Source organism: Actinoplanes lobatus, from assembly GCF_014205215.1.
Taxonomy (GTDB): domain Bacteria; phylum Actinomycetota; class Actinomycetes; order Mycobacteriales; family Micromonosporaceae; genus Actinoplanes; species Actinoplanes lobatus.
The window spans coordinates 5,142,501-5,166,960 of record NZ_JACHNC010000001.1 but is presented as its reverse complement, the minus strand read 5'-3'; the positions used below and the strand labels follow the sequence as shown (position 1 = coordinate 5,166,960).

Below are 24,460 nucleotides of genomic sequence, written 5' to 3'. Positions count from 1 at the left end.
CGGATCCCGGATGCAGGCGTTTCTCATCGCCCCCGCTGATCCACCTCCCCGAGCCGTTCACCGGCTTTCCGCGCCGTCGGCGCGCTCTCTCGAAACGAGTCCCACCATGACCAGTCCCGTCCCCGTGGACGGTCTCGTCGATCTCGTCGACGACCGTCCCTGGATCCGTACCGACGGTTACGCGCCGTCCCCCACCGACCTGCCGATCGCCACGTCCGAGATGCGCCGCCTGCACCTGCGCCGCGGCGACCACATCACCGGCCAGGCCACCGGCCGGCCCGCGAAACTCCAGCTCACCGCGGTCAACGGCCGCCCACCCGGCCCCCGGCCCGACTTCTACCAGCGCACTTCGGTGCATCCGCACGAGCGGCTGCGCCTGGAGACCGAACCGCACCTGCTGACCACCCGCGTCATCGACCTGTTCATGCCGATCGGCAAGGGCCAGCGCGCCCTGATCGTCGCTCCGCCGATGGCCGGCAAGACCACGATCCTGCACGAGACGGCCCGGGCGATCGCCCGCAACCATCCCGAATGCCACCTCATGGTCCTGTTGATCGACGAGCGTCCCGAGGAGGTGACCGACATGCGCCGCTCGGTGAAGGGCGAGGTGATCGCCGCGACCTTCGACCGCCCGCCGCACGAGCACGCCCACATCGCCGAACTCGCCGCCGAACGCGCCAAACGCCTGGCCGAACAGGGCGAGGACGTCGTCCTGCTCCTCGACTCGATCACCCGCCTGGCGCGCGCCCACAACCTGCTGGCGCCGGCCCGCGGCCGCACTCTCACCGGCGGTCTGGACACCTCCGCCCTGCATCCGCCGAAACGCCTGCTGGGCGCGGCGCGCGCCTTCGAGGGCGGCGGCTCGGTCACGATCATCGCGACCGCCCTGGTGGAGAACGGCTCGGCCATGGACGGCGTGATCTTCGAGGAGTTCAAGAGCACCGGCAACGCCGAACTCAAACTGGACCGCTCACTCGCCGAGGCCCGCATCTTCCCGGCCGTGGACGTGCCCGCCTCCGGCACCCGCCACGACGAGCTGCTCCTGCACCCGGACGAACTCGCCGCCACCGCCCGCCTGCGCCGCGCCCTGTCCGGCCGCGAAAACATGGCCCAGCTGCTAAAACAGCTTCGCGCAACGCCCAGCAACGCGGTCTACCTACACAAGATCAAAACCAATTCACCGTACGCGTGACGCAAAGCCCCCGCGCCGTCCTCTCACCCCCACGCAACGCCCACCCCACCCCTACGGCGGTGCACTCAACGTCCCCGCAAAACGCCGCCGGTGTCGAGGCAAGCGATTTGCCGACGCAGCGGGGTGTGCTGCGGCGGGAAATCGCCTGCCTCGACACCGGTTACAAGGCGTTTTGCCGCGGAGCGAAGCGGAGCAATCAGGCACAGCTCAGGTCAGGCGATCGATGGCTGCCTTCGCGTCGGCGAGCGTGGCACCGGTGTGCTCGCGATATGCCTTGATCGCCTGGATCTTGCGGCCGTTGCGCAGATGGTCCAGCACGTCGGGGTAGGCCGAGTCGGGATCGGCCACGTTCAGGTGGGCGAGCAACAGGTCGAGCTTGCGTTCGACGGCGGCCAGGCGTGCGCTCGTCCGGGCACGATCCCGGGAAGCGTTGCCGAGTTGCGCGCCCACCAGCACGAAGAGGATCAAGAAGAACGGCATCAGGAGAAGAAGTACGTCCACAGCAGGATGGTGACACCCGACCGCCCTCGGCACCGATAGGCTGCTCGGATGGCGGACGAGTCCGTGGTGCGGGAGTTGCTCGCCGCGATTCCGGTGGGCTGCACCTGGGTTGTGCCCGTTCGCGGACCCTCCGGTGAGCTGCGGGATTTCCGGATCGCGGCGACCAGCGAGCGGACCAGGGACATCTTCGGCCGGGGCGCCCAGCGGGTCGACAGTCTGCTCGGCGAGCTGTACCCGTCGCTGGTCGGCGGTCCGTTGTGGAATCTGTACGCCGAGGTGCTGGAGACCGGCGCCCCGGGGCGGATGGACGAGTTCCGCCACGAGGAGACGCGTACCGGCGCGGTGGCCGAGTCCCGTTTCGAGATCAGTGTCTACCGGGTGCTGGGCGGGCTGTTGATCTGGTGGGAGCGGGTCGACGAGCACCAGCGCCGGCTGGAGCACACCGAGGTGCTGGGCAGTCTCGGCTGGGCGGAGTACGACCTGGTCACCGGCCGCAGCGACTGGTCCCCGGGGATGTACCGGATCTTCGGCCGGGACCCGGCGGACGGGCCGCTGTCGCGTACCGATCAGGCGCGGGCCATGCTGCCGGACGACCGCGGCATCGCCGAGACCGCGTGGCAGACGCTGGACAGCGGCGCCACCTCGGACGTGACGGTCCGGTTCCTGATCGGCGAGCAGGCCAAGCATCTGCGGATCCTGTCCGACGTGGCCCGGGACGCGGCCGGGGTGCCGGTGAAGATCTACGCCGTGGTGCAGGACGTGACGGCGCGGGTCGACTCGCGGACCGAGATCGAGCGGCTCAGCGACAAACTGCGGACCCGGGAGATGACCGCGCTGGCCGAGCACCGTCTGGCCGGCCAGTTGCAGAACATGATCCAGCCGGTGCCGTCAGCGCCGTTCACGCTGGCCGGGCTGGAGGCGATGGTCAGCTATCTGCCGGCCGAGAGCGCCGTCCAGGTGGGCGGCGACTGGTACCACGCCCAGACCCTGGAGGACGGCCGGGTGGTGCTGGCCATCGGTGACGTGGCCGGGCACGGTCTGGAGGCGGCCAGCGGGATGGCGCATCTGCGGTTCGCCCTGGTGGCGTGGTTGTCGATCGGCATCCACGCGCCCGGCGAGCTGCTCCGGCACATGAACCGTCTGTGCGCCCAGCTCGGCATCACCGGCACCGCGCTGGTGGCGTTCTACGACCCGCGGACCCGCTCGCTGCCGTGGGCGCGGGCCGGCCACCTGTCGCCGATGCTCGGCCGGGCCGGCACGAGCCACGACCTGGACCGCCCGCCGGGTCTGCTGCTGGGCGCCGAGCCGGAGACGAGTTTCCCGGAGGTGAGCGCCGAACTCGAGCCGGGCGACCTGGTCCTGTTCTTCACCGACGGCCTGGTGGAGCGCCGCGGCCTGGGCATCGACGGCCGGTCGGCGGAGGTCCGCGGCCACCTGTCGGCCGTCTCCGCCGACCCGGGCACGGCGCCGCTGCCCCGCCTCCACCGGCTGCTCTACGCCCCGAGCCCGTACGACGACACCTGCACTCTCGCCGTCCGGGTGCTGAGCTAGTAGGGCAGGGTCACGGTGGAGAGCTCGCCCAGCGACACCGTGCTCGCCGCGGAGCCGATGGCGCTCCAGATCTCCACCTTGACCGTGCCGTTCGCCAGGTCGCCGAAGGCCCCCGTGGTGGTGACCTGGCCGACGGCGCCGGTGTACCGCTCCCATCCGGTGACCGGGTCGGTGGCGAAGTAGCGGTACGTCTCGACCCGGTCGAAGCTGCCGTTGCCGGTCAGGTCGTACGAGACGCGGACCTGGGTGGCGTTGCCGACCGAGGTGCCCGCGTCCACCGAGATGCTGAACGCGGTCGCGGCGCCGGAGCGGTACGCCATGGTCAGCCCGGTCGCGGTGAACGTGATCGGCGAGTGCGGCTGGTTGTCGTTGGCGCCCGACGCCTTGGCCACGGTCGCGGTGCCGGCCGTACCCGCGGCATCCGCCAGCACGCCACCCGCCTGGAGGTACCGGACCGGGCTGGAGGTGGTCGGGGTCGGCGTGGGCGTGGTCGGCGTAGGGCTGGTGGGGGTCGTGGGGGTGGTAGGAGTCGGGTTGATCCCGCCGCCGGTCGCGTTGCCGCCGGACCAGTTCACCGCGCCGCCGGCGACCGTCTGCCCGGCCGGCACCGCCAGCACCCTGCCGTCCGAGAAGGTCACCGTGAGCGGCGCATCGGTGATGTTGGACGCGACGTACGTCCTCGCGCCGTTCTTGCTGAACACCCGGTAGAGCGGGTGGTCGGCGGTGACGGTGAGATCGGTCGTGCCGAGGGCGGCGAGGTTGCGGATCCAGTGGAACGTGTGAGCCCTGGTCTCGCCCTCCTCGGGGGTGTAGCCGCTGCCGGCCCGGAACTTGGCGAGCGCCGCGTCGCCGTCGCCGAGCGCCAGGTACTGCCAGGCGATGTCCGGCCAGAGGGCCGGTTCGTGCCCGGCGTTGGTGACCATCTCGGCATAGTTGCGCCTGACGTACGCCGGGTCGTCACCCAGGTAGAAGTGCCCACCGGTGACCGGCAGCATGTTGATGCCGTGGATCTGCTCGGGCGCGGAGGCGAACCAGGTGGCGTACGCGCCGCCGTCGCCCCAGACCATGCCGACCGTGCCGTGGCCGAACGCCGACGGGAAGTTCTCGTCGCGGGTGTCGAACCAGTACTCGTTGATCGCGGCCGACTGTGTCGTCCAGATGAAGATGCCGGCGTCGCGGATCGCGGTGTCGCCGGTCGCCTGCCCCCACTGGATCAGCGCGTTGGCGAAGTTCATCCCCTCCGACGACGACTCCTGGTTGTTGCCGGCGAAGAACGCGCCGTGCCCGGCCGCCCAGTCGTGCCCGGCATAGATGTCGAAGTCCCGGAGGTACGGGAACCGGTTGTCGCCACGGTCGTAGTTGTTGGCGTCGCGGATCAGCAGGTCCACCATGCCGCCGTAGTTGGCGCCCGTCGCCCAGGACGGGTCGAACTTGGCCAGCGTCGCGGCGGCCGCGATGTAGTAGCCGTAGTGGAAGTGGTGGTCGTTGAGTTCCGCGTCGGAGCCGTACGAGGCGGGGTAGCCGATCAGCGTGCCCCAGTTGCGGTCGTAGTAGAACAGCTTCCCCGTCTCGCCCGCCGTGGCGGTGAACCAGTCGGTCAGCTTGGCGCGGATGGCCGCCAGCGCGGTGTCCCGTACGTCGGTGCGGCCCAGCTGGTCGGCGATCTCCGCGATCCGCGCGCCGGCGCCGAGCGCCTTGCCGGTCCAGTAGGTGTCGTTGCCCAGCACGTTGACCGGGTTGTCCTTGACCTGGTCAAGATAGGCGTTGAGGGTGCTCAGGTCGGCCCCGCCGCTGTCGGCGACCGCGGGCACCTCGGGCAGTACTCCCTGGTAGACCGCCGAGGTGGTGTACGACGAGGCGCCGACGAGCAGCTTCATGGCGCCGCGGGCGGTGACATAGGTCTGCGCGGCGGGTGTCGCGCCGGTCAGTGCCCGCCACTGGTGCGGGTAGAGGCCGGCGACGGTCCCGGTGCCGGAGCCCTCGCGCGCGGTGGTGGTGTAGGCGTACGTGGTGGCGACCCGGCTGGTGGCCTGGTGGTAGGCGTACGAGATCTGGGTGCCGGTGACGTGGTTGTGCGCGTACGTGCCGAAGCTCGTGGCCAGGGCGGTCTTGTCCGTGACGCTGGTGGCCGGCGTGGTCGGCAGCACCGCGATGGAGAAGTAGCCCTTGCCGGCCAGGGTGGAGGTGATGACGGTGCCGCTGACCGTCCAGGTGGCCCCGGTCGGCGCGTACGCGACGTAGTCCTTGCCGGCGACCGAGTAGCCGATCCGCGCTCCGCTGTTGGACCAGACGGTCGGGGTGCTCTTCGCGGTGATCTGGGCGTTGCCGCCGGTGATCTGGAAGTACGCGAACGGCAGCCCGTGCCCGATGGTCGCCTTCATGGTCCGGGTGCCGTCACTCCAGTACGGCGTGACGGTCCAGTCGGTCCAGGAGTCGACCAGGGTCCGCGGGGCGTTCAGCCCGGTCACCCCGGCGGTGAAGTCCTCCTGGTAGATGTAGTGGTACTCGCCGACGCCGGTGGACGAGCCGCTGATCTGCGGTGTGGTGTTGTAGGAGAAGCCCAGCCCGCCCGCGGTGGTGTCGTAGCTCGTCGGATGCGCGTGCAGGTTCTCGCTGTAGGCGCAGTCGAACTTCTTGTAGACCAGCGACGACCACCAGTCGTTGGTCGGCACCGGGCCGGGCGGCGCATCGGCGGTCATGAACTGGCGGGGGTTCGTGGCCAGGTCTCCGCAGCCGGTGGGCAGGGCGGCGCCGGCCGGCAGGGTCTCGGTGTAGCCACCCGCGCCGACGGTGGCCGCGTCCGCCGTCCCGCTGACGGCCACCGCCCCCGATCCGGCCACGACAGCCGCGACGGCGGTCAGTACGAGGGCCCGCCCGCTGACAGATCCCATCACGCCTCCACTGCGTCCGGCCCGCTCGTGAGAGCGCTCTCTGACTCAGAACGGTAAATGCGTACAGTGGATGTCGTCAATGTTTCAGAATTTTTAAACAAGCTTCTCAGCGGTCCGGCGTGGAGACCCCCGCGCCCCCACGGAACCCCGAGCCATAAACCCTTTGTGGTCGGACCTCGACCAAGAAGGATCTCTAACCAAGAGACGTGAGCCAGCCGGGCGCGCACTCCTCGGCGGCGCGCGTCCAGGCCACGGTTCCTCCCGCCAGAGGCCACGCTCGGGTACGGGCTTCGTCGTGCTCGGCTTCACGAAGGTCCGCCCCGAAGCGCTGTCCGAGAACAGTCAGCGCCGGCGCGGTTCCCGGACTGCGCCGGATGATCGCCTCGCGCTCCAGGTAGCGGTCGACGACCATGCGCGTGACCGCGGCGGCCTTGATCGGGTCCACGCGGGTGAGCTCGAGCCACGGCGGTTCGCGGTCCTCGGCGAGAGCGGCGGCCAGCCGGTCGTGCCCGTCCAGCACCACATACCCGCACAGGCAGCTGACCCACCAGATCAGCACCGGGGGCAGGCTGCCGTCCCGGGCCTGCTTCCGATAGGCCTTGACCCGGCCATCTCCCGGGCCGACCGGCGTGCGCAGTGGCAACAGCGGCCGGTCACCCTCGTAGTCGACGTAGCCCTCGTCCGCCGCGTACAGCTCCCACCGCCACCCCCGGCGCAACCGGGGCACACGGGAACTCAGCAGCCATCGACCGGCGTGCAGTGGCCCGTACGCCGAATCGGACAGCTCTGACCGGAAGTGATGCGCCCACCGCGCCCACCAGGTCTCACCACCGTCGGCAGCGAGACCGGCCGCATGGGCGGCTCGCAGAGGCGGGACCGGCGACCGGTAGCGCCCGGTGCGCACATAGTCGACGCCATAGTGGCCGTCGTCGATGCGGCCCAGAACCACCGGGTCGTCGCCCTGCCGGATCGCCAGAAGCCGGCTGCCGGCCACCTCGAACCGCAGCGGCGGGCGACCTGGTGCCGGCACGACGTCGAACGGAAGGTCCATCCGGCCATGATGGACCGGGGTGCCCCGGCGCCGCGACGATTTTCCTCCCCGGCGCCGGGGCCGGGACTCAGCGAACGTAGATGTTCGGCTGGGCCGGGGTGGTCATGCCGTCGCCGAGGAAGAAGCTCGGGTGCGGCGGCTGGTTGTACGCGGTGTTCTGCCACGCCAGCGCGACCCGGTACTGCGAGTCGTGGGCCAGCGTGTGGATCCGGCGGTCGGTGACGGCCGGGGTGCTGTAGATGCGCAGCGCGGACGAGTCGGAGAGCCGCCAGACGATCTCCTCGCGCCAGTCGCCGAGGATGTCGCCGGAGAGGGCCGGGGTCTGTTTGGTGCTGTTGTTGGAGGCGACGCCGGAGGCGGTGAGCAGGCGGGTGTCGCCGCTGGTGCCGTACTTGTCGACCCGGGTGGCGTCGACCAGCTCGCGGACCGGGTCGGCGTCCCACCAGGCCAGGAAGTTGGTGGAGGACGGCTTGCGGCCGACGTTGGCGCCGGTGGTGCTGGTCAGCCCGTCGACCGCGGACGACCAGGCCTCGGCGCCCGCGCTGCCGGCGTAGACGTCACCGGCCACGGCCCGGCCGTTGTCGCAGCCGCAGGAGGCGTGCGACCAGATGACCGCGCCGGTGCGCCCGTCGAGCATGGCGTCGGCCGGCTGCGAGGTGGACTCGGACGGGCGGTACACCTCGATGCCGGCCCGGGACGGGATCAGGTCGCCGACGTGCAGGGCGTCGCCGTGGCCGAAGCCGCTGCGCCACATCAGGGTGCCGTTGTCGTTGATCGCCGCGGCGCCGTAGATGATCTCGTCCTTGCCGTCGGCGTCGGTGTCGGCGATGGACAGCTGGTGGTTGCCCTGCCCGTACGCCCCGGTGTTGCTGGTCCCGGAGTCGTAGGTCCAGCGGCTGGTGAGGGTGCCGTTGCGGAAGTCCCAGGCGGCGATGACGGCCCGGGTGTAGTAGCCACGCGCCATGATCAGCGACGGGCGGGCGCCGTCGAGGTAGGCGGTGCCGGCCAGGAACCGGTCGACCCGGTTGCCGTACGAGTCGCCCCAGCTGCTCACGGTCCCGCGCGCCGGGGTGTAGTTGACGGTGGACAGCGCGGCGCCGGTCTGACCGCTGAACATGGTCAGGTATTCCGGCCCGGACAGGATGTAGCCGGACGAGTTGCGGTAGTCGGCGCCGGCCGAGCCGATGGTGACGCCGGTGCCGGAGACGGTGCCGTCGGCGGTCTTCATGGCGATCTCGGCCTTGCCGTCGCCGTCGTAGTCGTACACCTGGAACTGGGTGTAGTGCGCGCCGGCCCGAATGTTCCTGCCCAGGTCGATGCGCCACAGCCGGGTGCCCTGGAGGGTGTACGCGTCCACGTACACGTTGCCGGTGTACCCGGACTGCGAGTTGTCCTTGGAGTTGGACGGATCCCACTTCACGAAGATCTCGTAGTCGCCGTCGCCGTCCGCGTCACCGACCGACGCGTCGTTGGCCGAGTAGGTGTAGGCGACGCCGTCCGGGGTGGTCCCGCCGGCCGGAACCTGGAGCTTCACGTCCAGGTAGCCGCTGCCGAAGGTCAGCGACGCGGGCGAGTCGCCCTGCTCGGCGCCGTTGACGACGGCCCGGACCGTGTACGTGGCGTCCGCTGCGGCGCCCGCGTCCAGGTAGTTCGTCGAGTTGGTGACCGGCGTCGCGGTGAGCTTCGTGCCGGACCGGTAGACGTTGAAGCCGGTGGCCGCCGCCTCGGTGCCGAGCAGGCGCCAGGACACCAGGTTGCCGGTGCCGGAGCGGACGCTGATCAGACCCCGGTCCAGGTCCTCCATCTGCCGGCCGGACTCGGTGGGCGTGGTGGGCGTGGCGGTCGGCCCGGAGACGTAGTTGAACGACCACTGCATCCGGGCCACGTCCGAGCAGGTCTCCTGCACGATCGGGTTGTTGCCGGCGGTCGAGCCGTCCTTGTTGCTGATGCACAGGCCGCTGGCCACGCTCTTGACCAGGAACTTGCCGGCCGCCGCGGTCGACGCCGTGAACGTCCACAGCTGGTTGTTCTTGGTGGCGTCGCCGCAGCTGTACTGCTGGAGCTGGGTGCCGGACACGGTCGTCGAGCTCGGCACGTCGACGCACCGGGTGCTGTTGCCGTTGACCAGCTGGAACTGCCCGCTGTTCTGCTGCTTGGCGGTCCACTGCTGGTTGGTGGTGGCCGCGTTGCAGGCCAGCTGGACGAGCAGCGCGCTGCTGGCGGTGGACGCGCCGGCCACGTCGGCGCACTTGCCGCTGGATCCGGAGGCCAGCGTGTAGACGCCGCCGGCGACCGGGGTCGTCGCCGCGGCCGCGGGGATCATGGAGACGGTCACGATGCCCGCCGGGACGGCGACCGCGAGGACGCCGGCCGCGATCAGGCCCCGGCGTAGCCGCCGGGGTCGGGGTGAGGACATGGGGTTGCCTTTCGCCTGGGGATGCGGGGGATGGACGGGGGTCCACCGGCGTAGATGCCCGCACCACCGGGCGATAACAGAAAATCTAGAGATTCAGGCAGATCCGTACGAGAGTGCCGCCCGGAACCGCGGTCGTGTAGACGGCGTCGCAGACCCGCTCGACGATCGCCAGCCCGCGCCCCCGGATCGCCTCGGCCGACGGCATGGCGCGCCCGAACGGCCGGTCGGACCCCTGGTCGACGACGTCGCAGACCAGGCGGCCCTCCTCCACCCAGACCCGGATGTGGCCGCCGCCGCTGGTGTGCTGCAACGTGTTGGTGGTCAGCTCGCTGACCGCGAGGGTGAGCATGTCGAGCCGGGCCTCGGGCAGCCCGAGCGCCAGCGCCCGCTCGGTGACGAAGGCGCGGACGGCCCGCAGATCGTCGGGTACGTGGTACGACATCCCATCGACGGTCTCAGACATGACGGCGCTCTTCGGACGGAGCGCGCAGCAGGGTGTCGAGGCCGGTGAGCTCGAGGACGGCGGCGACCGGGCCGGTGGCGTTGAGCACGTAGACCCGCCCGCCGGTCTGCTTGGCGGCGTGATGCGCGATGACCAGGCTGTGCACGCCGCTGGAGTCGATGAAGGTGAGCCCGGCCATGTCGACGAACACGAGGCGAGCCTGGTTCACCGCGTCGAGCAGGACGGCGGTCAACTGCTCGCGGGTCGCCAGGTCGCACTCCCCGGCGAGAGCCACGACGACGCGGCCGTCGCCGGCGGATGTCCTCGCCTCGAAGTTCACCACCGGGTCATCATGTCACTCCATCAACCGGAACGCTGCCACCCGGGCGGGTCACCGGGGCGCCGGAACCGCATCGACGAGCATCGCCAGCGCCCGGGCCAGACGGTCGATCCCCTCGACCGGCGGGCCGCCCGGCTCGGCCATGTACTGGTCGCGGCGGATCTCCACCATCAGCGCGGAGACGGCCGGGTCGCGGTCGTAGTGCTTGAGCGGAACGTAGCAACCGGCGAACGGGCTGTTCAGGCCGGTTTCGCCGAACGCCGCCCGGGCCGCGGCCAGCAACCGGTCCGGGGTGTGCAGCGGATGGGTGCCCAGGCACACCGGTGGGCGCGGGCCGTCGGCGTGCAGCTCGTACGGCAGCGGCGCCGTCGGATAGGAGTGCACGTCGAGGATCACCGCACGCCCGGTCGCGGCCAGGCGGTCGTCGACGAGGTGGGTCATCGCTTCGGCGTACGGACGGAAGTGCTCGTGAAGGAGTTTCGCGTCGCGCGAGGGGTCGTCGTCGCGCAACCGCCGGCCGGCGTGGCCGTGGGTGTAGACCGGCCCCATGCCGGCCCGGACCATCTCGTCGTCGGGGAACCGCTCGGGGTCGACGACGAGGCGGGACAGCCGGTTCATGAAGATCCACGGCCTCCTGGCCGCGGTCTCGGCGGCGCCGAGCGCGATCAGATCGGTGTGCGCGTCGGTGAGGTGGTCCAATTCCTCGGCGACAATGTCCGGATACAACCCGGATTCAACGATGTTCCGGGAGGAATGGGGCACGTGCAGGATCACCGGCGACGCGGAGTCACCGGGCAGGACGTCGAAGGCCACCGCGCGAAGAGTACGCGCGGTGGCCTTCGGCGATGATCAGGCCAGCTCGGAGCAGATCGTGTCGATCAGCAGGCGGGTGACGACGTACGGGTCCACGTTCGCGTTCGGGCGACGGTCCTCGATGTAGCCCTTGCCGTCCTTCTCGACCTGCCACGGGATGCGCACCGACGCGCCGCGGTCGGAGACGCCGTAGCTGTACTCGGTCCACGGGGCGGTCTCGTGCAGGCCGGTGAGGCGCTGGTCGATGCCGGCGCCGTAGCCGTCCACGTGCTCCTGGCGCTTCTTGCCCAGCGCCTCGGCGCCCGCGATGATCGCGTCGTAGCCCTCGCGCATGGCCTTGGTGGAGAAGTTGGTGTGCGCGCCGGCACCGTTCCAGTCGCCCTTGACCGGCTTCGGGTCGAGGGTGGCGGAGACGCCGTGCTTCTCGGCGATGCGGTAGAGCAGCCAGCGGGCGACCCACAGCTCATCGGCGACGAGCGGGGCGGCGACCGGGCCGATCTGGAACTCCCACTGACCCGGCATGACCTCGGCGTTGATGCCGGACAGGTGCAGGCCCGCGGCGAGCACCGCGTCCATGTGCTCCTCGACGATCTCACGGCCGAAGACCTCGTCCGCGCCGACGCCGCAGTAGTAGCCGCCCTGCGGGGCCGGGTAGCCGCCGCCGACCGGGAAGCCGAGCGGGCGGCCGTCCTTGAAGAAGGTGTACTCCTGCTCGATGCCGAAGATCGACTCCTGGTCGGCGTACTTCTCGGCGACCGCGCGCAGCGGGGCGCGGGTGTTGGTGGGGTGCGGGGCGCCGCTGATCAGCTCGACCTCGCACAGCACGATGATGTTGTCGCCGCCACGGAGCGGGTCCGGGCAGATGAAGACCGGCTGGAGGACACAGTCGGACTTGTCACCGGGCGCCTGGTTGGTGCTCGAGCCGTCGAAGCCCCAGATACCGGGCTTCTCGCCGTCGGCCAGAATCTTGGTCTTGGAACGCAGCTTGGCGGTGGGCTGGGTTCCGTCGACCCACAGGTACTCGGCCTTGACAGCCATCGTTCTTTTCTCCTCAAATCGGGGTACTCGGGGCGTACTCCGCCTAGCCTGGCTTAGGCTGATAAACACGCCCTAAATCCAGACCCAGCGCGAGGACTGTAACCCCCTTAGATCAACTCCACGTTTCCGTTCCCGCACCTCGGAAGCGTGATCCCGGTAACTTTGAACAGTGGTGAGGCGCGAACTCGGCTATCTGGTCCTCCTGGCCGGCCGCCTCGTGCAGAGCGCCGTGGACGATGTGGCCGACGATTTCGAGATGCCCTCCCTGGATCTGCTCGCCCTCTACGTGCTCGGGCAGCACGAGGGCATGACCGGCCGGGCGCTGGCCCGCATGCTGCATGTGCAGCAGTCCTCGATCACCCCGCTCGCCGACCGTCTCGAGTCGGCCGGGCTGATCGAGCGCGAACGCGACGAGACCGACCGGCGGCGGGTCTGGCTCTGCCCCACCCCGGCCGGCCGCGAACTGGCCGATCGGGCCGCCTCCGCGGTCGAGGCCGTCAACTCGGGCGCGTTCGCCCCGCTCTCCCCCGGCGCTGCCACCGCGCTGACCGCCCTGCTCGGCGAGATCGTCGAACCCTGGATCACCGGCATCCTGACCAGCGGCGGGAAGGCCGCCCTCACCGGCGGCGGGACGGTCACCAGAGACGGGCCTGGCTGAGCAGCGCCGCCCGGGCCCGGGCGATGTGCGGCTCATCCCGGGTCGCCGCGCGGGTGGCCAGGTAGAGCGTGTTGATCGGCGGATCGTCGGTGGGCATGACCTCGGTCAGCGTGCCGTCGGTGAGATCGTCGGCCACCAGGTAGCGGGGCAGCACGGTGGCGCCGATCCCGGCGACCGCGGCCGCGCGCAGCGCCCGCAGATCCGGAACGACCAGGACGGCCCGCCGGGGCGGTGGCCCGCCGAGGACATGCCGCCACCAGCGGCGCACGATCGGCAGCTCCTCGGCGTAGGCCAGCAGCGGCAGCTCGTGCACGTCGGCGCGGTCCCGGGCGCTCAGGAACAGCGGCGCCGCGACCAGCGTGAACTCCTCGTCGTACAGGGGCTCGGCGTGGATGCCGGCGCGGCGCGGGCGGACCGCGCTGACCACCAGGTCGAGCCGCCCGTCGGACAGCTCGGCCAGCAGGTCGTCGGCCAGCCCGAGCCGGACCCGGACGCTCACCCCGGCCTCGAACGTGCCGGCCAGTGACGGCAGCACCCGGGCCGTCATCAGCTCGGCCGGCCCGCCCAGATGCAGGGTCCGCCCGGCCGGACCGGGTGTGCCGAGCAGCCCGCCGACCACCCCGGCGAGCGTGTCCATCGGCCCGTCCAGCCGGCGGGCCAGGTCGTCGGCGGCGGCGGTCGGGGTGACCCCGCGAGCCCCGCGCACGAACAGCGGCTGCCCGATCCGCGACTCCAGGCCGCGCAGCTGCGCCGTCACGGTCGGCTGGGACAGCCCGAGACTCTCGGCCGCCCGGGTCAGCGTGCCGGCCCGGTAGACCGCCAGGAACGTGTGCAGCAGATCCAGCATGCCATCAGTATTCCTATGGCTGCCAAAACTGTTTCTCTTGGTTTCCGATGGCTGCCCCGAGGCATGGTTAGGGACATGACCGCAACAAACAAGATCCTCATCGGCCTGACCAGTCACGGCGACCTGGGCGGGCTCCGCTCCACCGGCTACTACCTGCCCGAGGCCGCACACCCGTGGCGGGTCTTCACCGAAGCCGGGTACGCCGTCGAGTTCGCCTCGGTGGCCGGCGGCGAACCGCCGGTCGACGGCGCCGACCTGTCCGACCCGGTGCAGCGCGACTTCACCGAGCGGGTCGACCTGACGGACACCCCGCGCTTCGCCGACGTCGACCCGTCCGGCTACGACGCCGTCCTGTTCGCCGGCGGCCACGGCGCCATGTGGGACTTCCCCACCGACCCGCATCTGAACACCTTCGCCCGGGACCTGTACGAGCGCGGCGGCGTGGTGGCCGCCGTCTGCCACGGCCCGGCCGCCCTGGTCGGCCTCACCCTCTCCGACGGCACCCCGCTGGTCGCCGGGAAGAACATCGCGGCGTTCACCGACGCCGAGGAGAACGCGGTGGGCCTCACCGAGGTGGTCCCGTTCCCGCTGCAGAGCCGCCTCGAGGAGCTCGGCGCGAAGCACACCGGCGCCGCCGACTGGCAGCCGCACGTCGTCACCGACGGCCGCCTGGTCACCGGCCAGAACCCGGCCTCGTCGACCGGTGTGGCCGAAGCCGTGCTCACGGTATTGAAGAACTGAACCGGACCCACCACGATCAGGGGAGGAAGCACAGGGAGGCGGCGCCGTGGCCACTCAGAGGATCGTCGTGGGCTATGACGGGTCGTGCGACGCGCGCAAGGCCGCCCGCTGGGCGCTGGACGCGGCCGAGCGCACCGATGCCACGGTGGAGCTGCTGTACGCCTACGAGTGGCCGAGTTACGTCCCCGCCGCCGCGATGATGCCGGCCGCCGCCGTCTACCCCGACGCCGACACCGACGACGCGGTCGGCGAGATGCTGGCCCGGGCGATCGAGGCCGCCGCCGTCACCCACCCCGGCGTCCGGCTGACCACCCGGGTCGAGCACGGCACCGCGGCGGTGGCCCTGGCCCAGCGCAGCGCCGAGGCCGCCCTCGTGGTGGTCGGCGGGCCCCGCCACTCGGCCGTCCGGGCGCTGCTCGGCTCCACCAGCGCCTCGGTCGGCACGCACGCCCGCTGCCCGGTCGTGGTGGTCCGCGGTGAACCCCGGGACACCGATCCGGTGGTGGCCGGGGTGGACGACTCCCCCTCCGCCGGCCTGGTCCTCGGGTTCGCCTTCGAGCAGGCCGCGGTCCGGGGAGTCCCGGTGCGCGCGGTGCACGGCTGGCCGGTGCCGGCCGGCCGTGACCTGCTCTCCGACGCCAACCTGTGCGCGGTGGCCACCGAGCGCCGCCGTTTGCAGGCGGTGGTGGACTGCTGGCGGCGCCGCTTCCCGGGCGTGCCGGTGAGCACCGAGATCATGGTCGGCGCCCCGGGCGAGGTGCTGGCCGAGGCGGCCGCCGGCGCACAGCTGGTGGTGGCCGGGGCCCGGGTGCGCCGGGTCCTGCGGGTGGCGCTGCGCCCGTCAGTGGGCCGGCACCTGCTGCATCGCGCCCGGTGCAGCATCGCCCTCGTACACGGCGCCCGCTGAGAAGACCGCGACCACCCGCTCACGCCCGGCGGGCGCGGCACGGCCCGCACCGCCCACCCGCCTCGCGGGTCGCCCACGGCGGGACGGGTAGGCGTACAAATAGGGTTTCTTCAGTCGCCGGGAGGAAGCAGGCGCTGGACCCGGCGCAGGAGGTCGGCCGGGGAGAAGGGCTTGACCACGTAGTCCTCGGCGCCGACGATGCGCCCGAGGTCGACGTCGGACGGCGTGCCGTGGCTGCTGACGATGATCACCGGGATGTCCGCGGTCTGCGGCGACGAGTGCAGCTGGTAGCAGAAGCCGATCCCGTCGAGGCCCGGCATGGTGATGTCGAGCAGGATCAGGTGGGGTCGCTCGTTGACGGCGAGGGCCATCGCGGCGTGGCCGTCGCCGGCCTCCAGGGTGTGGTACCCGGCGGCCTGCAGCTTGACGCTGATCAGGTCGCGGATGCTCTCGTCGTCGTCGACGACGAGCACGGTGGGCGGGTGGAGGGCGGCGGACCAATCCTCGACGGCCCACGGCACGCCCGCGTCGCTGAACGTGAGTTGGGTGGTCGTGGGCTGTGGCATGTCTCCTCCTTGTCGCTGGGACCAGTCCGATCGGCGGCGGACGGCCGGTTCCGCGGACAACCGGCGTTGCGGTACAGGAGCGGGTGGGCCGGTGGTGCGATCTTCGGGGCGGTTAGGTTAGGGTTACCTAATGAGACGCGGGAGGCTTTCGTGACCCAGACCGTCGTGCCCACCGAGGCGCTCCCGTTCCGGTTCTTCACGGCCCGGGTCACCCGGCTCACCCGGCTGAGCCCGAACTTCCTGCGGGTGACATTCACCGGCGACGACCTGGAGCGGTTCGCCGACAACGGCTGGGACCAGCGGATCAAGCTGATCCTGCCGCTGCCCGGGGGCGGTCACGAGCACCTGCCGACCGGTCTCGACTGGTACACACGGTGGCGCGACCTGCCGGAAGAGCGGCGCAACCCGATCCGGACCTACACGGTCCGCGCCGTCCGCGCCGCCGAGCGCGAGATCGACGTCGACATGGTGCTGCACGGGGTGAACGGCCCGGCCTCCCGCTGGGCGGTCGACGCGGTCCCCGGCTCGGCCATGGTGATCATCGGCCCGAACGCCGACTTCCCGGACGTGACCGGCGGCATCGACTTCCACCCGCCGGCCGCCACCCGCCGGATCCTGCTGGTCGGCGACGAGACCGCGACCCCGGCGATCTGCTCGATCCTGTCCGCCCTGCCGTCCGACGCGGTCGGTGAGGCGCTGCTGGAGGTGCCGGCGACGGGCGACCACCTGGCGGTCGCCGCGCCGGCCGGGTTCACGGTGACCTGGCTCCCCCGCGACGGCGAGGCACACGGGGTGAAGCTGATCCCGGCGGTGCGCGCGGCCGCCGCCCGGCTGCTCGCCGACTGCACGGCCCCGGCCGCCCCGGCCGAGCTGGAGGACGTGGACGTGGACCACGATGTGCTGTGGGAGGTGCCGGAGGCGTCCACGGCCACGCCGGACGGCTTCTACGCCTGGCTGGCCGGGGAGGCCGCGGTGATCAAGACGTTGCGCCGCCACCTCGTGTCGGAGTGCGGGGTGGACCGGCGCGCCGTCGCGTTCATGGGCTACTGGCGGCTGGGCCGCCCGGAGGGCTGACCGAGAATCGACACTCCCCTCTGGCCATGATCTGACAGCCGTCGTGTCGGATCGATGCCACGCTCTTCAGACGTGACCTCCCACATACGAGCCGAGCTCCGGCGCACCGGCGGATTCACGGACCGCTCACTGCGCGTGGTGCTCGACTCCGCGACCCTCCCCCTCGACCAGGCCCGCGAGCTGCGCCGCCTCATCCAGGACCTGGACCTGACCCGGGTGAGCGCGGAGATCGGCGCGGCCTGCCGGGCCGACCTGACCCGTTACCAGCTGGCCGTCGAATGCGGCGGGCGGCACTGGCGCGCGACCGTGGCCGAGCCCACGGTCCCCGCGGAACTGCGCCCCCTCCTGCGGTTCCTCACCCGTGCCGCCCGCGCCCCCGTCACAGCCGGCGCAGACCCGGGCGCCCCGCCTCGGTGACGAAGGAGGCGTGCGTGGCGACGCGCGCTCCCCGCCGGGTCACCACCGGGAGGGTACGGAAGTCCGCCCGCGCCCGGTCCCGCCCGAGCGTCACGAGCGTGTAGCCGCGCCGCTCGGAGAAGTACCGCAGATGCGGGTTCACGCGGGCGAACGGGATCTCGGTGAGCGGCGTGCCGTCCCCGTTCGAGCTGATCGACGTACAGATCAGCTCGGTCCCGATGGTCGCCGACCCGGGATCCCGGTAGTCCAGTTTCAGATCGTTGGCGAACGCCGCGTGCACGTCCCCGGTGAGCACCAGCGGATTGCGCACCCCACGGGCCAGCCAGCCGCGCTGGAGCCGGTCCCGGGCGGCCCGGTAGCCGTCCCAGGCGTCCATGTTGGCGCCGCCGTCCTCGTCGGCGAACTGGGCGAAGAACACCTGCTGCCCGAGCACGTCCCAGGTGCCGTCATGGCGGGCGAGCCCGTCGAGCAGCCACTTCTCCTGGGCGGCGCCGGTGATCGTACGGCCGGGCAGATCCGCCGCGTCGCACACCTTCCACCAGTCCCCGCACGCCTGGTCGTCGCGGAACCGCCGGGTGTCGAGCATGTGGAAGGTGGCCAGCCGCCCCCAGTGCACCCGCCGCTGGAAGGTCGCCGACCGCAGCGGCATGTTCTCGTAGTACGCCCGGTACGCGGCCGCCTGCCGGGCCCGCCACTTCGACGCGCTGAGCACCGGCCGGTTGTTGGCGCGCGTCAGCTTCGCGTAGTTGTTCTCCACCTCGTGGTCGTCCGGCACCACGATCCACGGCGCGGCGGCATGGGCGGCCCGTAGATCCGGGTCCGTCCGGTACTGGGCGTACCGCCGCCGGTAGTCGGCCAGCGTCACCGTCTCCCCACCGGCGTGTGTCCGCACCCGCCCCGGCGACCGGCTCTCCTCGTAGATGTAGTCGCCCAGGAACAGCACCAGATCGGGCCGGTCCTCAGCCATCCGCCGGTACGCCGTGTAGTACCCCGACTCGTAGTTGGCGCAGGACGCCACCGCGATCCGCAGGTCCGGCCCGAACGTGCCGCTCGCGGGGGCGGTCCGGGTCCGGCCCACCTGCGAGATGTGCCCGCGCGCCCGGAACCGGTAGTAGTAGACGGTTCCCGGTTTCAGCCCGCGGGCCACCACGTGGATCGCGTGCGCGTCCTCGTACCGGGCGGTCGCCGTGCCGGAGGCGACCACCTTGGCGAATCCGGCGGTCGTGGCGACCTGCCACTGCACCGGGACGTCGGCGCGGCCCATGCCGCCGTGCCCGTCGGCGTTGAGCGGTTTCACGGCGAGCCGGGTCCACAGCACCACGCTGGTGGTGGCCGGGTCCCCGGAGGCGACACCGAGCTGGAACGGGTTGGGGACGGCGGCGAGGGCGGAGGAGGGCAGGACGAGCGATCCGGCGGCGGTCAACCCGCCGAGCACGAAGTAACGGCGATCGATGCGCGTCATGCTGCGTACCATCCGGGCGCCGCGTTAATGGCGGGTGCGGGCGTGCGGATCAGGGGATGACACGACGGGCAAATAGGGGCGAGCAGTCTCTTAATCCCATACGACGCCGGGCGAAACGGAATGCTCATACCGGGCAACAGCCCGCCGCTTTCGGGGTGGAATCGGCGCTCACCGGCCGTAACAACGAGACGGAAATCGCCGTAATGATCGACGCGGAAAGTGATCGGTCGGTGGAAGAATCTCCGGCTTGAGATCCGAGAACGGGGAGGGACTGCCGCGATGACGACCTACGGACGATCCGCGCGACTATTGCGCCGATACGGTCCATGGACACTGGTGGTGACGACAGCGGCACTCGCTGCCGCCTACGGCCTGAACCAGTCGGCGCCATCCGGCTACGAGTCCGAGGCGACGGTCCTGGTCGAGGCCCGCCTCACCGCCGGGGCCCCGGCGACCGTGGGCCCGAGCGCCGCACCGGCCACCGCGCCCATCCTCACACCGGTCACCCCGGATGTCGGCACGGAGCGTGCCGTCGCACTCTCCGACGCGGTCGTGCTCCCGGCCGCGGCCCGGGTCGGCGCCGACAAGGCGTCCTTCCTGGAGGACCTCACCATCGAGGTCACCCCGGACGCGAACGTTCTCCGCTTCGTCTACACCGCGGACAACCGCTTCAGCGCCCGGATCCGCGCACGGGCCCTCGTCGAGGCGTACGTGAACTACCGCTCCACCGGCCCGACCGGCGCGACCGTGCTCAGCGAGCCCAGCCTCCCGGACGAGCCGGTGACCCGCCCGCTCGGCCCCGACCTGGCCGCCGGTCTCGCGGCCGGACTGCTGCTCGGCGCCGGCACCGCGCTGCTGCGCTCCCGCACCCGTGGCCTGATCCGCGGCCGTGACGACTACGAGCGGCTCACCGGTGTGCCGGTGCTGGCCACCGTGCCCCGCTACAAGCGCCCGGCCGGCACCACGATCGGCGCCCCGGTGGTGCTGCGCGATCCCACCTCGCCGGCCGCCGAGTCGTACCGCTACCTGCGCACCCGCCTGCAGCCGTCACTGCGGCCGTCGCTGCGGCCGCCCGCCGCCACCACCGTCCTGGTGACCAGCCCCGGCGACCGGCAGGGCCGGACCACCACGGCCGCCAACCTGGCCGTCACCCTGGCCCAGGCCGGGCGCTCGGTGATCCTGGTCGACGCCGACCTGCGCCACCCGCAGCTGCACCACGTCTTCGGGATCTCCGGCGAGTACGGCCTCACCACCCTGCTCGACGGCGAGGCGGGAGTCGAGGAGGTCCTCGAGGAGACGTCCGTGCCCGGCCTGTACGTCATCCCGGCCGGCCGGCGCGAGGAGGGCGAACACGTCGACCTGCTCGACAGTGGGCAGCTGGCCCGGGTGCTGCACGCCGTCCAGAAGCACGCCGACGTGATCGTCCTCGACTCGACGGCGGTGCTCAGCGCCTCCGACGCGATCGCTCTGGCCGCGCTCAGCGACCACATCCTGCTGGTCGGCGACTTCGCCCGGACCAGCCGGGAGTCGGTCCGCCGGGCCCTCGACGAGCTGGCCGAGGTGGTGCACGACAACGTCAGCCCGGTGCTGGTCAACGTGCCCAAGAGCGCCGGCGCCCTGGTGCCGCACGCGCGTACCCAGCCGACCGGGATCGCCCCGCACCACGAGCCGCTGACCCGCGACCGGCTGGTCTCGGACGCCGACGACGTGGCGCCGCCCGGGGTCACCCAGCATGCGTACGTGGAGGTCGCCGAGGAGGACGACGACGAGGACGCCGAGGCGATGGCCGAGTACTTCGCCCGGACCACCACCGTCGCGGTCCCGGTGATCTACGGCTCCGCCAACACCGCCACCGTCTACGCCTCCTCGACGGCTGCCGTCGACGATTCGGACGAGCCCGCCGACTCTCCCGCGGAACCGGAGGAGTCTGCCGAGTCTCGCAGCTGACCCCAGGTTGTGTCGGTTCTCGGACAACGCCGGACGTACTGTCCGATTAGCGTCGGTCCTGGAGCGTGAATCCATGTTGGTTTCAGGTTTCGACGGGGCAAACCCATCCAGAAGCCGAGCCGAGGCGAATCTCCATCGGGCATATGTCCACAGAGAGGTGAGCGATGACCACGAACCAGATCACGTACGGTGACGCGCCCGAGAGCGTCGACTCCATCTCCGGGAACGGCACCGCCGACTCCCCCTCCCGCACCCGTCAGGCCGTCACCACGGCCCGGACCAAGGCGACCGCCGCAGGCCAGGCGGCCCGCCGGAATCCGAAGTCGACGACGGTAACCGTTCTCGCGCTGGCCGGCGCGGCGGCGGCGGCCGTCTTCCTGCGCCGGCGCCGGGCCGCGAAAGCGGCCGGCGCCCGGGGCCGGCTGGCCTCGCTGCTGCACCGCTGATCCACACGAAAAGACGCCACCGCCCACGTTCGGGCGGTGGCGTCTTCGCGTCTACCGCTCGCCGGTGATGTACCCGGCCAGCTCACTCCGCTCGGTCTCCAACTCGTCGATCCGGTTCTTGACCACGTCCCCGATGCTGACCACCCCGCGCAGCACCCCGTCCACCACCACCGGAACATGCCGGAACCGCCGCTCGGTCATCAACCGCTCGACGTCCTCCAACCGCGAATCCGGCGTCACCGTCCGCACCTGCGTGGTCGCGATCGCACTCACCGGCTCCGTCAGCACGGTCGCGCCACGAGCCGCGAGGGCCCGCACCACGTCCCGCTCACTGACGATGCCGTCGACCACCACACCATCTCGCGACACCACCGCCGCCCCGATCCGGTGCTCCGCCAGAACGCCCAACAGCCGTTCGGTCGTAGCATCCGGATTCACCGTGACGACCTGTCCACCCTTCACCCGGAGAATGTCACTGATCCGCATCGCCCCTCCTTCATGGTCGGCTTGCGTACCCCCTCTATGCCGAAAACAGCACGCTCCTGTCAAGAAGGACCTTTTCGGGGTACGCCCACAGCGCCGCCACCTAGCAGCAGGCTTCGCCTCTCATCTCCAGGTCGATGCGGTCCACCAGGTCCTTCTGCACCCGGATGTGGTAGGTGGCGTCCCTGTTCCCAGGCGCCATACGTGAACTCCGCATTTCCACCAAAAGCCATCGCGAAGTCAGGGTACGCCTCCAGCACCTCGGCGTAGCTGCTGTTGAACCCGATGCCCTCCACGGTCTCGGTCCCCCAGGAGGCGCTGACCGCGGCCATGCCCTTGAAGTGGAGCCGCGCACTGCGGTCGCCGGTCGTGAGCCGGTAGCCGCCACCGCAACCGTCGCCGGAGTCTCCGATCCCGGAGACCGCTCCGGTCGCGAGCACCCGCTTGAGGATCATGCCAAGTTTCAGGGGACCGCCCCGCCCGCCCCGAGCACGAGGTTCGGCGGTGCCGGCTTGCTGCTCGCCGCCGCCGGCCTGGCCCTGGTCATGTTCCCGAACCGCACCCCGGCCGATGATGCTCCAGATCCGACGTTTGAAGAAGACCCATTTCCGGTACGAAAGTCCCCGCCCTCAAACGCACCACCCCCGTTCCGGGAGGTCGCCGCGAGGCGCTGCACCGTCCCAGCCGTGCAGCGCCCGCCGGGCGTGAGCCTTCCGTCACCGAAAAAAGGGCAAAAAGAAAGGCCCACCCCGTCTGGGGTGGGCCTTTCTATCACGTTGAGTCCGGCGGCGTCCTACTCTCCCACACCCTCCCGAGTGCAGTACCATCGGCGCTGGAGGGCTTAGCTACCGGGTTCGGAATGTAACCGGGCGTTTCCCCTCCGCTATGACCACCGAAACAGCCATCAGCGTGGAACAAACCAGCAACCCAAGACTTCTCCCGGGGTGGTTGTTCGTTTGCTGTGAATCACACAGTGGACGCAAGTAAAATGTTTAGGGTGGTTAAGCCCTCGGCCTATTAGTACCGGTCAACTCAACACGTTACCGTGCTTACATCTCCGGCCTATCAACCCAGTAGTCTAGCTGGGAGCCTTACCCACTCAAAGGTGGTGGGATACCTCATCTCGAAGCAGGCTTCCCGCTTAGATGCTTTCAGCGGTTATCCCTTCCGAACGTAGCCAACCAGCCATGCTCCTGGCGGAACAACTGGCACACCAGAGGTTCGTCCGTCCCGGTCCTCTCGTACTAGGGACAGCCCTTCTCAAGTATCCAACGCGCACGGCGGATAGGGACCGAACTGTCTCACGACGTTCTAAACCCAGCTCGCGTACCGCTTTAATGGGCGAACAGCCCAACCCTTGGGACCTGCTACAGCCCCAGGATGCGACGAGCCGACATCGAGGTGCCAAACCATCCCGTCGATATGGACTCTTGGGGAAGATCAGCCTGTTATCCCCGGGGTACCTTTTATCCGTTGAGCGACACCGCTTCCACACGCAAGTGCCGGATCACTAGTCCCGACTTTCGTCCCTGCTCGACCCGTCAGTCTCACAGTCAAGCTCCCTTGTGCACTTACACTCAACACCTGATTGCCAACCAGGCTGAGGGAACCTTTGGGCGCCTCCGTTACCCTTTAGGAGGCAACCGCCCCAGTTAAACTACCCACCAGACACTGTCCCTCGACCCGATCAGGGCCGCAAGTTAGATACCCAAACCCAACAGAGTGGTATTTCAACAATGACTCCACCCGAACTGGCGTCCGAGCTTCACAGTCTCCCACCTATCCTACACAATTAAATTCAGATACCAATGTCAAGCTATAGTAAAGGTCCCGGGGTCTTTCCGTCCTGCCGCGCGTAACGAGCATCTTTACTCGTACTGCAATTTCGCCGGGCCTGTGGTTGAGACAGTGGGGAAGTCGTTACGCCATTCGTGCAGGTCGGAACTTACCCGACAAGGAATTTCGCTACCTTAGGATGGTTATAGTTACCACCGCCGTTTACTGGCGCTTAAGTTCTCCGCTTCGCCCCGAAGAGCTAACAGGTCCCCTTAACGTTCCAGCACCGGGCAGGCGTCAGTCCATATACATCGTCTTACGACTTGGCATGGACCTGTGTTTTTAGTAAACAGTCGCTTCCCCCTGCTCTCTGCGGCCATACCACGCTCCACCCGCAAGGGGCTTCACGCGTCCGGCCCCCCTTCTCCCTAAGTTACGGGGGCAATTTGCCGAGTTCCTTAACCACAGTTCACCCGTCGCCTCGGTATTCTCTACCTGACCACCTGTGTCGGTTTGGGGTACGGGCCGCTCAGAACATCGCTAGAGGCTTTTCTCGGCAGCATAGGATCAATGACTTCACCAGAACGGCTCGGCATCACGTCTCAGCCTCATGGTGTGCGGATTTGCCTACACACCGGCCTACACGCTTACCCCGGCACAACCACCGGCCGGGATCATCTACCTTCCTGCGTCACCCCATCGCTAAACTACTACCCACCAAGTTCCTAGTCTCCATGCTTTTTGGTCCGAAGACCGCCGGCACTTCAAGTAGTTAGTACAGTGAGGTTCGTCTTGGGCGCTCTTTTGCGGGTACGGGAATATCAACCCGTTATCCATCGACTACGCCTCTCGGCCTCGCCTTAGGCCCCGACTCACCCAGGGCGGATTAGCCTGGCCCTGG

21 protein-coding genes and 2 rRNA genes (1 of these 23 running past the window's edge) are annotated in these 24,460 nt (G+C 70.0%); 9 read left to right on the top strand and 14 right to left on the bottom strand.

What is annotated here, in order from left to right:
• The first annotated feature begins 106 nt into the window (after positions 1–106).
• Positions 107–1,192: a transcription termination factor Rho gene (gene rho / locus BJ964_RS23800; RefSeq protein WP_229807427.1), complete on the top strand. Its 1,086-nt coding sequence runs from the start codon at positions 107–109 to the stop codon at positions 1,190–1,192.
• A gap of 207 nt (positions 1,193–1,399) precedes the next feature.
• Here the strand turns inward: rho and BJ964_RS23795 are convergent, their stop codons facing one another.
• Positions 1,400–1,672 (bottom strand): hypothetical protein, encoded by a 273-nt coding sequence (locus tag BJ964_RS23795; RefSeq protein ID WP_188122739.1) that lies wholly within the window; start codon positions 1,670–1,672, stop codon positions 1,400–1,402.
• A 69-nt stretch (positions 1,673–1,741) separates the two neighbouring features.
• On the opposite strand from BJ964_RS23795, the gene BJ964_RS23790 reads away from it, so the two are divergent.
• On the top strand, positions 1,742–3,244 hold the full coding sequence (locus BJ964_RS23790; RefSeq protein ID WP_188122738.1) for a PP2C family protein-serine/threonine phosphatase: 1,503 nt from the start codon (positions 1,742–1,744) through the stop codon (positions 3,242–3,244).
• Here BJ964_RS23790 and BJ964_RS23785 read toward each other — a convergent pair.
• The 7 genes from BJ964_RS23785 to glnII all read right to left on the bottom strand — a co-directional run bounded on the left by BJ964_RS23785 (position 3,241) and on the right by glnII (position 12,235).
• Complete coding sequence (locus BJ964_RS23785) at positions 3,241–6,135, bottom strand: glycosyl hydrolase (RefSeq protein ID WP_188122737.1); 2,895 nt, start codon at positions 6,133–6,135, stop codon at positions 3,241–3,243. The genes BJ964_RS23790 and BJ964_RS23785 overlap by 4 nt on opposite strands.
• A 193-nt stretch (positions 6,136–6,328) precedes the next feature.
• Positions 6,329–7,186 (bottom strand): hypothetical protein, encoded by an 858-nt coding sequence (locus tag BJ964_RS23780; protein ID WP_188122736.1) that lies wholly within the window; start codon positions 7,184–7,186, stop codon positions 6,329–6,331.
• 67 nt (positions 7,187–7,253) lie between these two features.
• Positions 7,254–9,602, bottom strand: coding sequence for a rhamnogalacturonan lyase family protein (locus tag BJ964_RS23775; RefSeq protein ID WP_188122735.1), 2,349 nt, complete (start codon positions 9,600–9,602; stop codon positions 7,254–7,256).
• Positions 9,603–9,687: 85 nt separating this feature from the next.
• On the bottom strand, positions 9,688–10,065 hold the full coding sequence (locus BJ964_RS23770) for an ATP-binding protein (protein WP_188122734.1): 378 nt from the start codon (positions 10,063–10,065) through the stop codon (positions 9,688–9,690).
• Positions 10,058–10,387: an STAS domain-containing protein gene (locus tag BJ964_RS23765; RefSeq protein ID WP_188122733.1), complete on the bottom strand. Its 330-nt coding sequence runs from the start codon at positions 10,385–10,387 to the stop codon at positions 10,058–10,060. The genes BJ964_RS23770 and BJ964_RS23765 overlap by 8 nt, the downstream gene beginning before the upstream one ends.
• 48 nt (positions 10,388–10,435) lie before the next feature.
• Positions 10,436–11,197, bottom strand: coding sequence for an N-formylglutamate amidohydrolase (locus tag BJ964_RS23760; protein ID WP_188122732.1), 762 nt, complete (start codon positions 11,195–11,197; stop codon positions 10,436–10,438).
• 36 nt (positions 11,198–11,233) lie between these two features.
• A complete protein-coding gene (glnII, locus tag BJ964_RS23755) occupies positions 11,234–12,235 on the bottom strand; it encodes a glutamine synthetase (protein ID WP_188122731.1) in 1,002 nt (333 codons plus the stop codon).
• A 169-nt stretch (positions 12,236–12,404) separates the two neighbouring features.
• Here glnII and BJ964_RS23750 point away from each other — a divergent pair, with 169 nt between their 5' ends.
• Positions 12,405–12,893 carry a MarR family winged helix-turn-helix transcriptional regulator gene (locus BJ964_RS23750; RefSeq protein WP_188122730.1) on the top strand — a complete coding sequence of 163 codons (489 nt, stop codon included), beginning with the start codon at positions 12,405–12,407 and terminating at the stop codon, positions 12,891–12,893.
• On the opposite strand, the gene BJ964_RS23745 is transcribed toward BJ964_RS23750, so the two are convergent.
• A complete protein-coding gene (locus tag BJ964_RS23745) occupies positions 12,871–13,740 on the bottom strand; it encodes a LysR family transcriptional regulator (RefSeq protein ID WP_188122729.1) in 870 nt (289 codons plus the stop codon). The genes BJ964_RS23750 and BJ964_RS23745 overlap by 23 nt on opposite strands.
• A gap of 75 nt (positions 13,741–13,815) precedes the next feature.
• On the opposite strand from BJ964_RS23745, the gene BJ964_RS23740 reads away from it, so the two are divergent.
• On the top strand, positions 13,816–14,481 hold the full coding sequence (locus BJ964_RS23740) for a type 1 glutamine amidotransferase domain-containing protein (protein WP_188122728.1): 666 nt from the start codon (positions 13,816–13,818) through the stop codon (positions 14,479–14,481).
• A 46-nt stretch (positions 14,482–14,527) separates the two neighbouring features.
• Positions 14,528–15,388 (top strand): universal stress protein, encoded by an 861-nt coding sequence (locus tag BJ964_RS23735; RefSeq protein ID WP_188122727.1) that lies wholly within the window; start codon positions 14,528–14,530, stop codon positions 15,386–15,388.
• 110 nt (positions 15,389–15,498) lie between these two features.
• Here the strand turns inward: BJ964_RS23735 and BJ964_RS23730 are convergent, their stop codons facing one another.
• Positions 15,499–15,954: a response regulator gene (locus BJ964_RS23730; RefSeq protein ID WP_188122726.1), complete on the bottom strand. Its 456-nt coding sequence runs from the start codon at positions 15,952–15,954 to the stop codon at positions 15,499–15,501.
• Between the two features lie 150 nt (positions 15,955–16,104).
• On the opposite strand from BJ964_RS23730, the gene BJ964_RS23725 reads away from it, so the two are divergent.
• Together BJ964_RS23725 and BJ964_RS23720 are read left to right on the top strand one after the other, a co-directional pair.
• A complete protein-coding gene (locus BJ964_RS23725) occupies positions 16,105–17,028 on the top strand; it encodes a siderophore-interacting protein (RefSeq protein ID WP_188122725.1) in 924 nt (307 codons plus the stop codon).
• Between the two features lie 72 nt (positions 17,029–17,100).
• Positions 17,101–17,445 (top strand): protealysin inhibitor emfourin, encoded by a 345-nt coding sequence (locus BJ964_RS23720; RefSeq protein ID WP_188122724.1) that lies wholly within the window; start codon positions 17,101–17,103, stop codon positions 17,443–17,445.
• Here BJ964_RS23720 and BJ964_RS23715 read toward each other — a convergent pair.
• Positions 17,408–18,907 carry an alkaline phosphatase D family protein gene (locus BJ964_RS23715; protein ID WP_188122723.1) on the bottom strand — a complete coding sequence of 500 codons (1,500 nt, stop codon included), beginning with the start codon at positions 18,905–18,907 and terminating at the stop codon, positions 17,408–17,410. The two genes, BJ964_RS23720 and BJ964_RS23715, sit on opposite strands and share 38 nt — an antisense overlap.
• A 339-nt stretch (positions 18,908–19,246) precedes the next feature.
• Between BJ964_RS23715 and BJ964_RS23710 the strand changes: the two genes are divergently transcribed.
• The gene (locus tag BJ964_RS23710) at positions 19,247–20,854 is read left to right on the top strand and encodes a polysaccharide biosynthesis tyrosine autokinase (protein WP_188122722.1); all 1,608 of its coding nucleotides are present in this window, start codon (positions 19,247–19,249) and stop codon (positions 20,852–20,854) included.
• A 164-nt stretch (positions 20,855–21,018) separates the two neighbouring features.
• Entirely contained in the window at positions 21,019–21,300 is a 282-nt protein-coding gene (locus tag BJ964_RS23705; RefSeq protein WP_188122721.1) for a hypothetical protein, read from the top strand.
• A gap of 51 nt (positions 21,301–21,351) precedes the next feature.
• On the opposite strand, the gene BJ964_RS23700 is transcribed toward BJ964_RS23705, so the two are convergent.
• From BJ964_RS23700 to BJ964_RS23690, 3 genes are all read right to left on the bottom strand, one after another.
• Positions 21,352–21,786 carry a CBS domain-containing protein gene (locus BJ964_RS23700; RefSeq protein WP_183222030.1) on the bottom strand — a complete coding sequence of 145 codons (435 nt, stop codon included), beginning with the start codon at positions 21,784–21,786 and terminating at the stop codon, positions 21,352–21,354.
• Positions 21,787–22,563: 777 nt separating this feature from the next.
• Positions 22,564–22,680, bottom strand: a 5S ribosomal RNA gene (gene rrf / locus BJ964_RS23695).
• Between the two features lie 100 nt (positions 22,681–22,780).
• Positions 22,781–24,460 (bottom strand): 23S ribosomal RNA (locus BJ964_RS23690); it runs 1,429 nt beyond the window's last position.

Excerpts from the sequence above, each read along its gene's own strand:
- rho (WP_229807427.1), top strand. The coding sequence starts at position 107 with ATGACCAGTCCCGTCCCCGTGGACGGTCTCGTCGATCTCGTCGACGAC.
- BJ964_RS23795 (WP_188122739.1), bottom strand. The coding sequence starts at position 1,672 with ATGCCGTTCTTCTTGATCCTCTTCGTGCTGGTGGGCGCGCAACTCGGC.
- BJ964_RS23790 (WP_188122738.1), top strand. The coding sequence starts at position 1,742 with ATGGCGGACGAGTCCGTGGTGCGGGAGTTGCTCGCCGCGATTCCGGTG.
- BJ964_RS23785 (WP_188122737.1), bottom strand. The coding sequence starts at position 6,135 with ATGGGATCTGTCAGCGGGCGGGCCCTCGTACTGACCGCCGTCGCGGCT.
- BJ964_RS23780 (WP_188122736.1), bottom strand. The coding sequence starts at position 7,186 with ATGGACCTTCCGTTCGACGTCGTGCCGGCACCAGGTCGCCCGCCGCTG.
- BJ964_RS23775 (WP_188122735.1), bottom strand. The coding sequence starts at position 9,602 with ATGTCCTCACCCCGACCCCGGCGGCTACGCCGGGGCCTGATCGCGGCC.
- BJ964_RS23770 (WP_188122734.1), bottom strand. The coding sequence starts at position 10,065 with ATGTCTGAGACCGTCGATGGGATGTCGTACCACGTACCCGACGATCTG.
- glnII (WP_188122731.1), bottom strand. The coding sequence starts at position 12,235 with ATGGCTGTCAAGGCCGAGTACCTGTGGGTCGACGGAACCCAGCCCACC.
- BJ964_RS23745 (WP_188122729.1), bottom strand. The coding sequence starts at position 13,740 with ATGCTGGATCTGCTGCACACGTTCCTGGCGGTCTACCGGGCCGGCACG.
- BJ964_RS23740 (WP_188122728.1), top strand. The coding sequence starts at position 13,816 with ATGACCGCAACAAACAAGATCCTCATCGGCCTGACCAGTCACGGCGAC.
- BJ964_RS23730 (WP_188122726.1), bottom strand. The coding sequence starts at position 15,954 with ATGCCACAGCCCACGACCACCCAACTCACGTTCAGCGACGCGGGCGTG.
- BJ964_RS23715 (WP_188122723.1), bottom strand. The coding sequence starts at position 18,907 with ATGACGCGCATCGATCGCCGTTACTTCGTGCTCGGCGGGTTGACCGCC.
- BJ964_RS23705 (WP_188122721.1), top strand. The coding sequence starts at position 21,019 with ATGACCACGAACCAGATCACGTACGGTGACGCGCCCGAGAGCGTCGAC.
- BJ964_RS23700 (WP_183222030.1), bottom strand. The coding sequence starts at position 21,786 with ATGCGGATCAGTGACATTCTCCGGGTGAAGGGTGGACAGGTCGTCACG.